The organism is Fibrobacter sp. UWR3 (assembly GCF_900143055.1).
Classification (GTDB): Bacteria; Fibrobacterota; Fibrobacteria; order Fibrobacterales; family Fibrobacteraceae; genus Fibrobacter.
The window spans coordinates 368,507-382,909 of sequence record NZ_FRCW01000004.1; the positions used below are offsets into that span (position 1 = coordinate 368,507).

Genomic DNA, 14,403 nt, shown 5'->3' on the forward strand with positions numbered 1-14,403 from the left:
ACTCACCTCCAGAAAAAAAAGAGGCTCATGCGAGCCTCTTTTTATTTTCTGGAGGTGAGGGGAGTCGAACCCCTGTCCAAAATCACGTCCATGTCCATTCCTACAAGCTTTCCCTTCGTATTTAAGGTCTCGCCTTGTCCACGCCCAAGAAGGTCGGCGCAGATTTCAGCCAGCCTAGTGAATCTCGGACTCTAGCCCCAGGCATGCGAGAATCCTATCCCATATTTCGTCCGGACGTTCATCCCGATGGGAGCGGAATGAGGCCCGGCGTTGCCGCTAATTAGGCAGCGAGTGCGTAGTTTTCGTCAGCACTTATTTTTTTTCAGACTTTTTTACGAGTGCCCTCGTCTGAGACCTCGGCTTGCAACTAACACTTCGGTAACCCTGTCGAAACCAGATCACCCCCGGTGTTTTCCCAAATATATAAATTTATCGCCCCAAAGGGAAGGTTTGTCAAGTTTCTGCCTTTTTTGCCTTCAAAAAAGCCCGAAAGTTGCAAAAATGGGGACTAAATGCCTGAAAAATCGCATTTTGGTACCCAATTTTACGTACAAACTAACGCAAAAAGCCGGGCCAAACTCGCTTTTCTGCTGATTTTGGGGATTAATTCCCTCGAAAAAGGCTTTTTTATCCCCACTGTTGCGGGCGCGGCACCCAAAAAGCTTTGAACAAGTTAACAAAATGGGTACCAAACACCCCCAAAAAGGCCCTTTTGGTACCCAATTTTGCGCTTTTCGCCTGTTTACTGGCTTTTTTTCATGGTTCTCCGCTCGAAACCCGTGTTTTCCTTGCTCAACTTGCACTTTATACACTTTTGCGCGGCGCCCGCCTTTTTTGCCCCAAATTAGCCGTTCTCTCTTGCGACCCATTTATATATATTTGTACTTGAAAAACAAGATTTCGGAGATTATGATGAATTTTACAAGCGCGAAGCCCGGTTTTTTTGTTCAGGACCGCTTCCTTTACAGCAAGGACAACGAGAAGGTCATTCTGCGTGGCATAAACCACATGTTCATTTGGACTGACCGCGAAGGCAAGACCATTCCCGAGATCGCGAAGACCGGCGCGAACTGCGTGCGCATCGTGTGGAACATGCGCGGGCGCGTGAGCGACCTTGATTCCATCGTGGCGCAGAGCATCTCGAACGGCATGATCCCGATTGTGGAAATGCACGACACGACGGGCAACTGGGAGCGCCTGCCCGAGGTGCTTGACTTCTGGCTGCGCGAAGAGACGCTCCAGATGATTACGAACCACCAGGAATACCTTATCCTGAACGTGGGCAACGAGCCGGGCGCGCAGGAGATTGCCCCGGACGAGTTCTTCGGCATGTACAACATGATTGTGACCAAGATGCGCGCGGTGGGAATCCGCGTGCCCATCATGATCGATGCCGACAACTGGGGCCAGAGTGAAAAGAACATCCTTGCGGTGGGCCCGCGCCTTCTGCATGCCGACCCCGAGCACAACCTGCTGTTCTCCATCCACATGTGGTGGCCGAGCGAACGCCACGACGCGAAGACGACCGGGTTTGCGACCGTGCAGGAACGCGTTACCGCCTGCCTCGAGAAGTCGGTGGAAATCAAGCTCCCGCTGGTGGTGGGCGAGTTTGCCCCGATGGCGGTCGCGGGTGCACGCGAAATCCCGTACAGGCACATCATGGGCGAATGCGAGCGCCTGAACATCGGGTGGCTCTGCTGGAGTTGGGGCCCGGGCAACTCCGACAGTCCCGAGATGGACATGACGGAGCATGGCTCGTACAACACGCTGGTGGGCTGGGGCAAGGAAGTTGCGGTGGATAGCCCGCTGGGTATCCAGAACACGAGCGTTATCCCGACATTCATCCAGAACAAGGACTTTACCACCGGGTCGCTCGGTGGCGGCGCGAACATCATCGAGAATGGCGACTTTTCTGCGGAAAACGCGCTCGATGGCTGGACGACCGACTTCTGGGGCGGCAAGGCGGAAGTGACCGCCAAGGACGGCGTGCTCCATTTCAATATCAAGCAGGCGGGCAAGGAAACCTGGGGCCTGCAGTTCAAGCAGCACTTGACCCTCCGCAACGGCGTCACCTACATCTTCAGCATGCGCGCGAAGGCCGACAAGCCGCGCACGCTCAACGTGAACATCAAGCGCGATGCCGAACAGTACACTCCGTATGCGAACGGGCGTATCCTCGACCTGAGTACCAGCTGGCAGAACTTCAGCTGGAAGTTCACCATGAAGGAGGAAACCGACCCCGAGGCGCTCCTGATTTTCGACATGGGCGGCGTTCCCATATCGTGGTCGCTTGCCGATATCAGCCTGGTGCAGGCCCGCAGTATCGCGGACCGCCTGAACCGTACCTTCCAGCGCAACGTGCAGAAGAACTCCGGCTACTTCAATGCCCCGAATGGTCCGTGGGAACTGCACCTCTACAACGCGAAGGGCGAACTCGAAGAGATCCTTGACCGCGGGCGCGGCGGCGAGGGCATGCGCAGTTACCCGAAAATCGAGAAGAGCGGCATCATGGTCGTGAAGGACGTCGCAGGATAGGCGACCGGTCGCGCGGTTTTTAAGCAACTATTTAAACGACTCTATATATGTATCATGACGGCGGACTTGGGTCCGCCGTTTGTGCGTTTTTGAACGAGAAAAATCACGCGATATTCCATTTTCATTTTTACATAGTGTGGAATGTCTACGTTTTTTAACACGCTTGTATCATAAAAAATTGGACAAAATGTCAAAAAAGGCTGTTTAAAGTGTGATTTTAAACAAATTTAGGCACTCTTGTATCATAAAATGGTTGCATTCCGTTCTAAAAATGATTATATTCTTTGTTGTATGAAACCCGTGACGGAATACCAGAATTTTCGCGTTTTTATACGCGACTTCTATACGGAACGCAAAGTGCGGTCCGGGTTTATCTGGCGAGAGTTCGCCAGGGAGGCCGGGTATTCCTCGCCGGTATTCTTGAAGTTGGTGTGTGATGGGACCGCAAACCTCAGCGACGCAGGGATGGAACGCGTCGCTGAGGCCATGGGTCTCGTGGGTGTGGACCTCCAGTATTTCCGCACCCTGGTACGTTTCAACCAAGAGAAGGACGCCGCAAAGAAACGCGAAATTTTCAAGGAACTCCGTGCCATCACAAAGGAAAACGAGATTACGCTCGTGGGCGAGGACCAGTACGACTACTACGAATCCTGGGTGAACCCGGTGCTTCGTGAAATGGCTCCGTATGTCTCGGACTCGACACCCGCGCAGATGGCGGACAAGCTCACCTTCGGTGCGCAAGCGGCAGAAGTCAAGAAGGCCCTGCAGCTGCTCCAGAAGGTCGGGCTCCTGAACAAGACTGCCGATGGCAAGTACGAGCAGGCGTCCAAGGCGATTACGACCGGTAATCTCGAGTTCACAAGCCTTTCCGTCCGCGAGATGCACCGCCAGATGGGCGAACTTGCTATCCGCTCGCTCGACGAGGTGCCGGTGGACGAACGTAACGTTTCGGGTATGACCTTCGGTGTTTCCGAAGAAGCGTACCAGCGCATTACAAAGGAAATTGCGGATTTCCGCCGCCGCATTACTGCGATTGCCATGCAGGATACGAACGAGAACCGCATTTACCGCTTGAATGTGCAACTCTTCCCGCTTACGAAGGACTTGAAGAAGGGAGGGGACAATGTTTAGTACTTACGCTAACTATATCAAGGGAGGCGCAATATGACCGAAAACGAAAATTCTCTTGACATCGCTTGCTTTGAAGTCAATCAGAGCGGCCGTATCTTGTCGGGTAACAAGCGGTTCTGCCGCATGTTCGGGTTCAACGAATCCGAGGTGACCTGGCATTACATTACCGACTGCTACCGTTACCCCAGGGACTGGGAACTGTTCAGCAACTGCAGCGACCTTTCGCAGAACAAGTTCGTGTTCCGCATGCGTAACCGCAAGGGGCGCAGTTTCAAGTGCTGCCTTACCCGCGAAATCGTGCAGGATGCCGAAGGCAAGATTACCTTCCGCAATACCATCTGCAGGCTCGGCGAACCCGAGATTGCGCAGGCGGCTGCACCTGTTGCCGAGAACCGCTCCGTGGTGTTCATTACCCGCTGTGCCCACTGCGGCGACCAGGTGCGCGTGAACACGCTTGCCGAGACCCGCATGCGCGTGCTCTGCGATGCATGTGCCGCGAAGGCCTATCCCGAGGCCTTTAACATTACCGCCCAGGTATAAGCATACTGTTAGTCTAGCGCCGAATTTTTCATAGAACAATGCAAAGTCCGGAGGTGCCGCGAGCACTTCCGGACTTTTTTATGTCGTTTTTTCTGAATTTGTATGCCCCGACTAGAAAATTTCTATGATTTGGGGTGTATGAAGGCTAAAATGTTTCAAATTGTTGGGGCCTTGGCCGTAGCCATTTTCCCTTTGGGACTCGCGTTGCTTGGTATCGCATCTTGTGACGTAAAGAAAGGGTATGTCTTTCAGGACAAATATGAAAAATTGTGGATTCCCAATAATCTGCATGTTGAAATGTATGAAAATAGGTTGTCTCGTTTTGCCTGGATTAAGGATACTCGCGGCAAGGCAATCCTTTATTTTAAGAATGACTATCGAACCCCGCATTCGCATCTTTTTTCGGATAAGGAATTCCTGTCATCTGATTACAAGTTGGTAGGGGAATTGGATACACTAGATGAACATGGCAAAAAGAAAATAATGGTCTTGGCCGCAAGAAATTACTCAAGAGATTTTAAGATTGTTACAACTCGGTATGCGGAATTTCATTATTATCCGGATTCCGTTGACGAGGGAATTTGCCGCAAGATAATTTTCTCGCTAAAAGATGCTTGTGAATAAATAGTGAGGTTGGTAAAATGAAGGAAATTCTTGTTCTTCTTTCCCTTATTTGTTTGCTTTCGTGCTCAAAAACAGAGTCTGTGCAAGGGAAAGAACAAACAAAGACGTTCAGGACTTCCTTCCTAGAAATAGAAATTCCCCAGTCTTATAGCGTTGATTCTGCAGACCATTGGGATAAGGGGCGTTCTCTTTTTCTGAATAATAAAAAGGGAGAAACCGTAATGACAATCCGTAGTGGCTTGAATTCGGTTTACGCCTTAAATGAACGTGCTATTTACTCAACCGAAGAGTTTAGTGTCAATAATAAAATTGATACGAATATGTATTGGGAAGGCAAAACCTATAAGGAAAGAATAGTTGTGCTACAGTCGAATCGTCTTGAAAAAGTTGTTGTTCGCGATGAACCTGTGGTACATAATTTCCCCATCATGTTTGAATTTATCTGTTTCCTTGATTATCTAGATTCTCAAACATGCGATGACATTGTCAATTCCGTAAAAAGAATGCAAGAGTAATTTTGGGTAATACAAAAAAAGGCCCCGTTCTTTCGAACGGGGGCCTTTTTTCGTAAAGGGAGATCCCCACCTTGGTGGCCATGCGCACTAAGCACTAAAGTGCTAAGTGCTGTCCGCCCGCCTTCGCGGGGATGACATCCATTACAGGCTGATCAACCCTTCAGTATCCTTAGACATGGCGTCGTAGAATGCGTAGCGGGCATCGACTTCCTTCTGGAGGTCGTCGGCGAGCTTCTTGGCCACTTCCGGATTGCTACGGGTGAGCTGCTTGAAGCGGTTTTCGGTGTAGATGTATTCTGCGACCGGGATCGTCGGCTTCTTGGAGTCGAGGATAAGCGGAGCCTTGCCTTCGGCGGCGAGAGCCGGGTTGTAGCGGAGCAGAGTCCAGTAACCGGAATCCACGGCCATCTTCTGGTGCTGAAGCTGGCTGTTGAGATCGAAACCGTGGTTGATGCAGGGGCAGTAGCAGATGATCAGAGACGGACCATTGTGAGCTTCCGCTTCCTGGAGAACCTTCAGGGCCTGAGCGTCGTTTGCACCGAGGGCGATACGGCCCACGTAAACGTTCTTGTAGCTCATGGCGATAAGGCCGAGGTCCTTCTTGCCTGCGCGCTTACCAGCGGCAGCGAAGAGGGCGACTGCGCCACGGTTCGTGGCCTTGGAAGCCTGTCCACCGGTGTTGGAGTACACTTCGGTATCGAGGACGCAGATGTTCACGTTTTCACCGGTGGCCCTATGATGACCGTTCGCACTAGACTCTAGTAAGACACTCCGGTCGGCGCTCACTCTCGCCTCCGACGACTCGTTATGACGAGTCGCCTACGGCTCACAGCGTGGTCGAGACCACCGTAACCGCAGTCTTTTGGGCGTTCCCTGCACAGCCCGTGCGGGTCGGGCTATATTCTGGGGGCAATCGGCTGCGCTAACGCTTGCCGCTCACCTCCCAGAACCAAGCCTCGCTACGCGAGTCTTGTCCCCAAGGGGTCACTATCCCTAACGCAGATGCCGGGAAAATATCAAGATTACTTTTGTCAAATTAATCCGCAATGGAATCGATTATTTTCGTCAAGTTGCTTATTTTTGCGAGTATTTCTTTTTCTTCAAAAAAGCCTTTGTCGAATAAATATGAGGTGTCTACAAAACATATTGTGACATAGTTCCCTCTATGGAATCGAGATTTCTCTATTTTTAAGTTTTTTTCTAATGCAATAGAAAAGATTTTTTCTTGACATTTTTTTATACAATCTATGTTTGGTTTATTATCTGCTTTAAAACAAATTCTATTTTGTTCTATCTGTAGATAAATTGTAAAATTAAAAGTTTTGCACCATTTCCAATGCCAATAACATCCCCAAAAGCCGCCGTTGGGATTGCTGACATAGCGCCATTCAATATAATCTCCAAGATTGTCTTCTAGCCAAGAATAGAATCCTTGCCATGCGAATCCATTTTGCATCCACTCATGGTAAGGTTTCGACTTATACTGATTAGAACATTCTTCAACTTCCTTAATTTTCAAAACAAAGTCTTTCAAAATTGTATTATCGGAATTGCTTTTATCAAGAATCTTGAGAAGATCTTGTCGCATAAATATTTTGAAATTCCCTTTATCTGCATTTTCCCGCAACTTCGTCAAGCATTCGTTACCTGTTTTTAGATATATGCACTTTATGTCATATTGAGTGCCCAAAGCCGTTTCTAATTGCTGGCGATATCTTGCGATTTGATTTCCATGCTCTTGCGTATTGATTTTGTCTTCTATAACTACTGCGATTTCATTGTTCACAATAGCAAGAACATCGATATGATATTGTTGCTTTTTGCAAACTACAGTTTTTATATCAAACTCTTCATCAACATCTATTATTTTACGAAGAAAATCCGAGGCGGTCTTGTATAGTTCGAGATCATATTCGGAGTTCGAAGGATTTGCCCATTCTAAAAGCCAAAGCAGGAAAGCATCTTGGCTTAATTCTGATGTGGCATAATTGAAAAGGTTTGGTTTCATTAAAATCACCCTTGTTTTTCTTTGTAGTGTTTGATGAAATCTGATTTTTCTTGTAATGAAAGTGAATGCCAAATGCTTCCATATAGCGATGCACCCATCACCCAATTCAAGCCATTTAGGAGATTATAACAGACATCGCAATAAATACCCGAAAAATGCAGGATGGAAAATGTTTTCCGTTCTGCTTTAGGAATGTCTATGCCGCATTTATCGCATTTAGGCATAGTCTTTACTCCTAGTCTAATGGTTCGTGTTCGCCACCTTTACTACAGGAGCCGCTATGAGTAAGCACATACAGGTCACTAAAAGATTGCCCGCATTTTTTACAATGGAATGGTCCCGTTTCATGTCCAGCATAAGGCTCATGACAGCCACCCTTAGTGCAGGAGCCGCTATGGGTAAGCACATACAGGTCACTAAAAGATTGCCCGCATTTTTTACAATGGAATGGTCCCGTTTCATGTCCAGCATAAGGCTCATGACAGCCACCCTTAGTGCAGGAGCCGCTGTGGGTAAGCACATACAGGTCACTAAAAGGTTGCCCGCATTTTTTGCAAAAATATGCCATAGTTTTTATCTCCTATTTTAGGTTGTTGTTTTGTTTGTTGAAATTTAAACTCGATTTACGACAATAGATGTCGTTACAAAAAAGACTTCTTTACAGAGCAAAATACGTCAAAGAAATAGCAGCGACAATAAATGCTATAGCAAAGGCTACTATCGGCACGGATGTCAAGAAATAGGTTCTATGGACATATCCTTTTGCCTTTCCGATATATTTATCAGCACCGTCAGTAATCTTCGGCATCCAAGTCTTCTCAACAGTTGCTTCTACAAAGTTCAATGGCATATCGGCAATCCCTTTGACTTTACTCAGATTTTCATTGACGACCTTATCTATTTCCTTATCCACCTTAGCAAAGAAAATAGATGAAATTTTCAAAAGAGCGTCAATCGCCATAGAATAGGCTTTGGAAACGATTTTACCAACAAAGGGGATTTTATTTTCAAGACATTTCGTTGCTGCCGGATTTACGACATCAACTAAGACACCGCTGACGATTTCATGTCCGCTTGGCAAATTTATTCTGCATCCTTCAACAGATGATTTTACCGAATCGAAAGAATGACAGACATCGTTTATGACCAAGTGAATGATTGTATTCGCATATTCCAGTATGGTCTGCAAAGACCTATTCAAATCTCTTGAAAAAGAATACAATCCAAGCAACACCCCAGAAAACGCCATTAGGAAAAAGAGAAATATTGAAGACAATATTGTAACATACAATTGCTGATTAGAAAAAGAAATCATAAGAATGTCAATTACAACACCAACAACGGCAAATACAAGCCCCCATTTTACAACTCGAATGGGAGCTCTCTGCGGAGCAGACATTACATCGGCGATGTTGTTTACGATTTCTGGATTGCTATACTTTTTGAAATCAATCATTTCAAACCTCCATTGTTTACACCTATGGAGTTTGCCTTGTTCAGCAAAGAACATCGCCAAAATTTGTATGGATACAAAAAAAGGCGTGAGTCGTTGCATTTACCACCTTGAGGCTCTAGACTAGCCTTTGTACGATAAACGCAAACGACCCACGCCCCAAAAAGGGCTGTTGTCAAAAATCAGCTTTCTAAGCCGACGCGACAAACTGAGATACACCGTAAAACGGCATACCTGCGTGAGCGTTCGCCTCGTCCTCGTACATTTTGAAACTGTCTAGATTTCAAGGTGAGAACAAGAGCTAAACTCTTTTTACTCTTTAAAAATAACATAAAAAACTTTAAATAGCTCCGTTACCACCGGAAATTTCTTCAAAAAAGAGTAATTTCTTAAATATTTCAGTACCGCAATACCGATTGAACAGAGCCGTTGCTTGCATCTGCGGCACGAAAAAAGTATATTTAGAGAAGAAAAGTCCTTGAAAGGGGTAGTTTATGTCCTTGGAACTTCTAGAACAAAAATTGCGAACGCTGCCTGAAGACAGTTTTGATGAAGTCGATGAGTTCTTCGATTTCATATTGTTCCGTTTTGAGAAGGAAAGTTCCCAAGACGATTTGAATGAAGAAACCAAGGCTGCCCTTCGCGAAGTGGAAGAGATGAAGGCTGACCCGTCTAAGGGCAAATCCTATACGGATGTCGATACGATGATGCAGGAGCTGCTTGCGTAATGTATTCTGTCAAGCCTACCAAGCAGTTTAAGAAAGACCTTAAACTTATTCAAAAACGTGGCTATGACATACAGAAGATGACCGATGTCATCAAGAAACTTGCCGCTGGAGAAACGCTACCCGAGTCCAACCGCGACCATTCCTTATCAGGCAATTTCAGTGGTTGCAGGGAATGTCATATTGAACCTGACTGGTTGCTGATTTACGAAATCGCACAAGAAAGTCTGATTTTGTATTTGACAAGAACAGGAACGCATTCGGACTTGTTCAAAAAGTAAAACCGCCAATAAATTGATGAAAAAAAAGACGGGCGAAGAAAATCTTCACTCGTCTTTAATTTTTGAAAGGAGATCCCCGTGATTCTATCGCCCTATCGCTACGCTTCAGGGCTCCAGAATGACAGCGGGGATGACATCCTCAAAGGCCCGCAGGGCCGCGCTCATCGCTCAAAGCGACGAAGTCGCGACCCTCATACCTCTTACAGGCTGATCAACCCTTCCGTATCCTTGGACATGGCATCGTAGAATGCATAGCGTGCATCGACTTCCTTCTGGAGGTCGTCGGCGAGCTTCTTGGCCACTTCCGGATTGTTACGGGTGAGCTGCTTGTAGCGGTTTTCGGTGTAGATGTATTCTGCAACCGGGATCGTCGGCTTCTTGGAGTCGAGGATAAGCGGAGCCTTTCCTTCGGCGGCGAGAGCCGGGTTGTAGCGGAGCAGAGTCCAGTAACCGGAATCCACAGCCATCTTCTGGTGCTGAAGCTGGCTGTTGAGATCGAAACCGTGGTTGATGCAGGGGCAGTAGCAGATGATCAGAGACGGACCATTGTGTGCTTCTGCTTCCTGGAGAACCTTCAGGGCCTGAGCGTCGTTTGCACCGAGGGCGATGCGGCCCACGTAAACGTTCTTGTAGCTCATGGCGATGAGGCCCAGGTCCTTCTTGCCGGCGCGCTTACCAGCGGCAGCGAAGAGGGCGACTGCGCCACGGTTCGTGGCCTTGGAAGCCTGTCCACCGGTGTTGGAGTACACTTCGGTATCGAGGACGCAGATGTTCACGTTTTCGCCGGTTGCCATCACGTGGTCGAGACCACCGTAACCGATGTCGTATGCCCAACCGTCACAATATGAAGACCGTTCGCGCTAGATTCTTGCGTGGCACTCCGGTCGGCGCTCACTCTCGCTTCCGACGACTTGTTAAGACAAGTCGCCTACGGCTCACAGAAGATCCACACGGACTTCTTCACGAGGTAGTCGGCGAATTCGTCGCGGAGGCTTACAGAAGCGTCGTCGGTTGCACCGGCGAGGGCTGCCTTCAGGGCGGCGACGTTTTCACGCTGGGCCTTTGTGAGCTGGAGGCGACAACTATCAAGTTGTCGTCGTAGGCGAGAGCACAAGTCTATCGGAATTTCCCTTTTGCATTTGACTTGTGCGGTCTTTTATGCCGGCTTCGTCGTCCTGCTTCTGGGTCGTGAGCTTTTCCTTGAGTTCGGCAGGAACGTTCACGGCTTCGAGGAGGCTGAGAGCCTGCTTGGCATGCTTCGTGATAGCGAGGCGCATACCGAGACCGAATTCGGCGTTGTCTTCGAACAGGCTGTTGGCCCAAGCGGGGCCGCGGCCTTCCTTGTTCTTTGCCCACGGAGTGGTCGGGAGGTTACCGCCGTAAATGGAGGAGCAACCCGTAGCGTTCGCGACAACCATGCGGTCACACAATGGAGACTGTTCGCGCTAGACTCTAGTAAGGTATTCTGGTAGGCGCTCACTCTCGCCTCCGACGACTCGTTATGACGAGTCGCCTACGGCTCACGGAGCTGAGAAACGAGACGCACGTAAGCGGTTTCGCCGCAGCCTGCGCAGGAGCCGGAGAATTCGAACAGAGGTTCGAGGAGCATGGCCTGCTTGACCAGGTTCTTGTTGACCTTGGTACGGTCGAATTCCGGGAGATCGACGAAGAAGTCCCAGCACTTGCCTTCCTGAACCTTGATGGGTTCCTGCGGCACCATGTTGATGGCCTTCTTGGTTTCGTCGGTCTTGTCCTTACCGATATTTTCTATTTGGGCGTTCCCGCACATATATGTGCGGTCGGGCTATATTTTAACGCACTTCGGGCGGCCTTATCGAACCGCCCGCAGCGCTGTTAAAACGGAGCCTTGCTGCGTTCCCTTCGGTCTCTCCGCAAGTCTCCGCCCCAAGGGGTCACTATCCCTAACGCGAATGCTAATAACAAGTGTTGACTTTGGGTAGGTAATTTGTTATATTTATGTGTGAGGTGCTCCTATGGAAACAGCGATCAAAAATGATATAAAGAAACTGGTCGAACGGTTGCCAGACATTATCTCCGCCAAGCGGAGACTTTCAGCGCATATCAAGAAATATGGATCGGTAGAGAATTTCAAAGATGACAACATTAGACTTGTCAAGCCGTTATAGTCTTGAAGAAACAGACTCCGGCTACCGGTTCACCACTGATTATGGTAACGAGTATATCGTTACCTTTTCTGATTTGGGAAGCATTCTTGGGGCAACGGAACTAAAACTGTATGAGTTCGGCCTTGACATCGCAAAACGCAACAATGCGAATAATGACAAGGTTTGCGGTAAAATGCGGAATACCGTCGTGGATATCTTGTCAAGGGTCTTTTCAAATCAGCCTGAAGCGGCGATACTGCTCAGCCTTGACTCTGTAGACGGTCGTCAAAGGGGACGTTACAGGATGTTCCTATCTGCGGAGCATAACTCCTGGTTCAAACTTTGTAACAACGGCAAACTGACCATAGTTCCCTTGTCAATCCAATTCGAAGGGTTCAGTAACATCAGTTTTCTCCTTGTAAGAAGCGATAACCCGCACCTTAATGAAATTCTTCAATACGCCACCGAATATGTCAGCCTTTCCTTTGAAGGATAGGCTGATATAAAGGTAATTCTCCGTTCCAATGCCCCCCGTTTTCCCGTATATCCCGCTGTGGGACATATGGGGGAGTTTGGGACGATGGGGATGACGTGTGTTTCCTAAATTTTACAATGGGGGGGGGTATGGACTTTGGCAGGGGCATTACCTATATTTAACAGGATAAACTATAGACGGGGATGTTTTATGAAGAAGTCTTTCCAGCGTGTCATTGCGACCCTGAACTTGTTTCAGGGGAAGCAATCTCTAACCATCTTCTTGTTGGCGGCAATGCTCGCATTCTCGGCCTGCGACGATTCGTCGTCGGCAAGTTCCGATGAAACAGGTGTTTCCAGTTCGTCTGTAGAGTCGTCTGATTCGAGTGTCACCCTGAGTCCTTCGACAAGTTCAGGACAGGCTCCGGAGTCAGCGGAGTCGAATGGGTCTAGTGACGAAACCAAAGACAAGTCATCGAGTAGTGAGAATATGTCTAGTAGTTCCGCGAAAGAAACAAAGAATTCTTCTGATTCCAAGAGCTCCAGTTCTGTGAAATCGGGTGATTCTTCTAGCAGCAACAAGGATAAGTCTTCTTCAAGCGAAAAGCAAAGTAGCAGTTCTTCTGTGAATCAATCTTCTTCGACCATTTTTAGCAGTAGTGGTGAGTATATCCCATTTGATCATTCTTTACCGCTTCTTGCGGATAGTGTTCGCTCTGGTGCCTATAAAATTTATGAAGATTCCCGTGATGGACAAAAATATTATTACTTGACAATTAACGGGAAGCGTAAAGATGGAACTCGTGGCTCGGTAACGATTTTTGCTCAAAACCTTAATTATGGTGTGCAAATAGACGGAACTGAAAATCAGAACGATGATAACAAAGTTGAGAAATACTGCTATGAAAATGATTGGATAAGGTGCGACGAGTATGGTGGACTATATCAATGGGCGGAAGCGATGGGGTTGCCTAGCGAATGCAATACAAAAAGTTGTGCCAATTTAATAAGCAATCCGAGTAATCATCAGGGCATTTGCCCTAATGGTTGGCGGTTGATGACTTATGATGATTATGAACTAATCTATTGGAGCACTGATAAGGGGGCGTTAGGCATTCGCTCGCAATATACCTTTAAGGGTTCCAATTATACCGGTTTTTCTTTAGTAGGTGCGGGGTATCGGTGTAGCGGATGTTCTAAAGGTTTTGAAGGCCGACTTGGTATCGCTGGATGGTATTACCCCACTGAAATTGACAAAAATAAAAAATTATCCACTAGCGAGGAATTCGATAGATCTAATGTGTTTGCGAGCGTAGGATATTCTTATGACAACAAAGATGATCTTACGCCCAATACAGCAAGGTCAGATTCCAAATTATGGGGCTTGTCTATTCGCTGTGTGATGGCCAATCAAGAATAATTGTTTTAGAAGGTAAAGCATGTCCAGAAACAAGAACCGCAAGCAGAGAGAAAATATGAACAACCGTATTGATCAATACAAACTTGAACAACTCGAACCCCGCCTGATGATGGATTTTGCGGTATAAATTCCACATTCCATATTTCACATTGCTTGGTTTGTGGGTGGTGAAAATTTTTACAGGAGATAATGGTATGAAGTGTGTCAAGGGTCTTGGTTTCTTGTGGGTGGCGGTGCTCGCGGCAATCTTCGCCCTTTCGGCTTGCGATGACTCTTCGTCGGCTAGTTCCGACGAAACAGGTGTTTCCAGTTCGTCTGTAGAGTCGCCTGATTCGAGTGTCACCCTGAGCGGAGCGTCAGCGGAGTCGAATGGGTCTAGTGACGAAAATATGGAAAAAGACAAGTCATCGAGTAGTGAGAATAAGTCTAGCAGTTCCACAAATGAAACAAAAGTCTCTTCTGATTCCAAGAGTTCCAGTTCTGTGAAGTCCGATGACTCATCCAGCAGCAACAAGGACAACTCTAGTTCGTCGGTGAATTTGTCTTCAAGCGAAAAGCAAAGCAGTAGTTC

The 14,403-nt window shown here is 47.7% G+C and carries 16 protein-coding genes, 1 other RNA gene and 1 pseudogene; 9 read left to right on the forward strand and 9 right to left on the reverse strand.

The annotated features are described in order from the left end of the window. Nucleotides 1-46: 46 nt before the first annotated feature. Nucleotides 47-406: a transfer-messenger RNA gene (gene ssrA, locus BUA44_RS07390) on the reverse strand. A 70-nt stretch (nt 407-476) separates the two neighbouring features. Next, nucleotides 477-869 (reverse strand): hypothetical protein, encoded by a 393-nt coding sequence (locus BUA44_RS07395; protein ID WP_072810328.1) that lies wholly within the window; start codon nt 867-869, stop codon nt 477-479. 40 nt (nt 870-909) lie between these two features. On the opposite strand from BUA44_RS07395, the gene BUA44_RS07400 reads away from it, so the two are divergent. From BUA44_RS07400 to BUA44_RS07420, 5 genes are all read left to right on the forward strand, one after another. Then, nucleotides 910-2,535 carry a cellulase family glycosylhydrolase gene (locus BUA44_RS07400; protein WP_255370482.1) on the forward strand — a complete coding sequence of 542 codons (1,626 nt, stop codon included), beginning with the start codon at nt 910-912 and terminating at the stop codon, nt 2,533-2,535. Nucleotides 2,536-2,826: 291 nt separating this feature from the next. Then, on the forward strand, nt 2,827-3,666 hold the full coding sequence (locus BUA44_RS07405; protein WP_072810331.1) for a TIGR02147 family protein: 840 nt from the start codon (nt 2,827-2,829) through the stop codon (nt 3,664-3,666). 33 nt (nt 3,667-3,699) lie between these two features. Continuing rightward, nucleotides 3,700-4,206 carry a PAS domain-containing protein gene (locus tag BUA44_RS07410; RefSeq protein ID WP_072810333.1) on the forward strand — a complete coding sequence of 169 codons (507 nt, stop codon included), beginning with the start codon at nt 3,700-3,702 and terminating at the stop codon, nt 4,204-4,206. 138 nt (nt 4,207-4,344) lie between these two features. Next, entirely contained in the window at nt 4,345-4,830 is a 486-nt protein-coding gene (locus BUA44_RS07415) for a hypothetical protein (protein ID WP_072810335.1), read from the forward strand. 17 nt (nt 4,831-4,847) lie between these two features. Continuing rightward, nucleotides 4,848-5,345, forward strand: a complete 498-nt coding sequence (locus BUA44_RS07420) for a hypothetical protein (RefSeq protein WP_072810337.1) — start codon at nt 4,848-4,850, stop codon at nt 5,343-5,345. Between the two features lie 141 nt (nt 5,346-5,486). On the opposite strand, the gene BUA44_RS07425 is transcribed toward BUA44_RS07420, so the two are convergent. The 4 genes from BUA44_RS07425 to BUA44_RS07440 form a co-directional block, all read right to left on the reverse strand. Beyond that, entirely contained in the window at nt 5,487-6,131 is a 645-nt protein-coding gene (locus tag BUA44_RS07425) for a thiamine pyrophosphate-dependent enzyme (RefSeq protein WP_255370483.1), read from the reverse strand. 250 nt (nt 6,132-6,381) lie between these two features. Beyond that, nucleotides 6,382-7,353, reverse strand: a complete 972-nt coding sequence (locus BUA44_RS07430) for a PD-(D/E)XK nuclease family protein (RefSeq protein ID WP_072810341.1) — start codon at nt 7,351-7,353, stop codon at nt 6,382-6,384. Nucleotides 7,354-7,358: 5 nt separating this feature from the next. Further along, entirely contained in the window at nt 7,359-7,577 is a 219-nt protein-coding gene (locus tag BUA44_RS15315) for a hypothetical protein (protein WP_143151903.1), read from the reverse strand. 434 nt (nt 7,578-8,011) lie between these two features. Further along, nucleotides 8,012-8,809, reverse strand: coding sequence for a hypothetical protein (locus tag BUA44_RS07440; protein WP_143151904.1), 798 nt, complete (start codon nt 8,807-8,809; stop codon nt 8,012-8,014). Between the two features lie 491 nt (nt 8,810-9,300). Here BUA44_RS07440 and BUA44_RS15795 point away from each other — a divergent pair, with 491 nt between their 5' ends. After that, nucleotides 9,301-9,534 carry a hypothetical protein gene (locus tag BUA44_RS15795; protein WP_218587597.1) on the forward strand — a complete coding sequence of 78 codons (234 nt, stop codon included), beginning with the start codon at nt 9,301-9,303 and terminating at the stop codon, nt 9,532-9,534. Continuing rightward, nucleotides 9,534-9,812, forward strand: a complete 279-nt coding sequence (locus tag BUA44_RS07450) for a type II toxin-antitoxin system YafQ family toxin (protein WP_072810349.1) — start codon at nt 9,534-9,536, stop codon at nt 9,810-9,812. Before BUA44_RS15795 ends, BUA44_RS07450 begins: the two co-directional genes overlap by 1 nt. A gap of 200 nt (nt 9,813-10,012) precedes the next feature. Here BUA44_RS07450 and BUA44_RS16125 read toward each other — a convergent pair. After that, a pseudogene (locus BUA44_RS16125) lies at nt 10,013-11,577 on the reverse strand (hypothetical protein); the annotation flags it as partial. 350 nt (nt 11,578-11,927) lie between these two features. On the opposite strand from BUA44_RS16125, the gene BUA44_RS07470 reads away from it, so the two are divergent. After that, nucleotides 11,928-12,434, forward strand: coding sequence for a DUF6169 family protein (locus BUA44_RS07470; RefSeq protein ID WP_072810360.1), 507 nt, complete (start codon nt 11,928-11,930; stop codon nt 12,432-12,434). Between the two features lie 233 nt (nt 12,435-12,667). On the opposite strand, the gene BUA44_RS15650 is transcribed toward BUA44_RS07470, so the two are convergent. Then, on the reverse strand, nt 12,668-12,805 hold the full coding sequence (locus BUA44_RS15650; RefSeq protein WP_178348764.1) for a hypothetical protein: 138 nt from the start codon (nt 12,803-12,805) through the stop codon (nt 12,668-12,670). Nucleotides 12,806-12,902: 97 nt separating this feature from the next. Between BUA44_RS15650 and BUA44_RS07480 the strand changes: the two genes are divergently transcribed. Continuing rightward, a complete protein-coding gene (locus BUA44_RS07480) occupies nt 12,903-13,832 on the forward strand; it encodes an FISUMP domain-containing protein (protein WP_178348765.1) in 930 nt (309 codons plus the stop codon). On the opposite strand, the gene BUA44_RS15655 is transcribed toward BUA44_RS07480, so the two are convergent. Beyond that, nucleotides 13,801-14,346 (reverse strand): hypothetical protein, encoded by a 546-nt coding sequence (locus BUA44_RS15655; RefSeq protein WP_178348766.1) that lies wholly within the window; start codon nt 14,344-14,346, stop codon nt 13,801-13,803. The genes BUA44_RS07480 and BUA44_RS15655 overlap by 32 nt on opposite strands. Nucleotides 14,347-14,403 lie beyond the last annotated feature (57 nt).

Coding starts and splice junctions, on each gene's coding strand:
- BUA44_RS07395 (WP_072810328.1), bottom strand. CDS start 869: ATGGGTCGCAAGAGAGAACGGCTAATTTGGGGCAAAAAAGGCGGGCGC.
- BUA44_RS07400 (WP_255370482.1), top strand. CDS start 910: ATGATGAATTTTACAAGCGCGAAGCCCGGTTTTTTTGTTCAGGACCGC.
- BUA44_RS07405 (WP_072810331.1), top strand. CDS start 2,827: ATGAAACCCGTGACGGAATACCAGAATTTTCGCGTTTTTATACGCGAC.
- BUA44_RS07410 (WP_072810333.1), top strand. CDS start 3,700: ATGACCGAAAACGAAAATTCTCTTGACATCGCTTGCTTTGAAGTCAAT.
- BUA44_RS07415 (WP_072810335.1), top strand. CDS start 4,345: ATGAAGGCTAAAATGTTTCAAATTGTTGGGGCCTTGGCCGTAGCCATT.
- BUA44_RS07420 (WP_072810337.1), top strand. CDS start 4,848: ATGAAGGAAATTCTTGTTCTTCTTTCCCTTATTTGTTTGCTTTCGTGC.
- BUA44_RS07430 (WP_072810341.1), bottom strand. CDS start 7,353: ATGAAACCAAACCTTTTCAATTATGCCACATCAGAATTAAGCCAAGAT.
- BUA44_RS15315 (WP_143151903.1), bottom strand. CDS start 7,577: ATGCCTAAATGCGATAAATGCGGCATAGACATTCCTAAAGCAGAACGG.
- BUA44_RS07440 (WP_143151904.1), bottom strand. CDS start 8,809: ATGATTGATTTCAAAAAGTATAGCAATCCAGAAATCGTAAACAACATC.
- BUA44_RS15795 (WP_218587597.1), top strand. CDS start 9,301: ATGTCCTTGGAACTTCTAGAACAAAAATTGCGAACGCTGCCTGAAGAC.
- BUA44_RS07450 (WP_072810349.1), top strand. CDS start 9,534: ATGTATTCTGTCAAGCCTACCAAGCAGTTTAAGAAAGACCTTAAACTT.
- BUA44_RS07470 (WP_072810360.1), top strand. CDS start 11,928: ATGACAACATTAGACTTGTCAAGCCGTTATAGTCTTGAAGAAACAGAC.
- BUA44_RS07480 (WP_178348765.1), top strand. CDS start 12,903: ATGTCTAGTAGTTCCGCGAAAGAAACAAAGAATTCTTCTGATTCCAAG.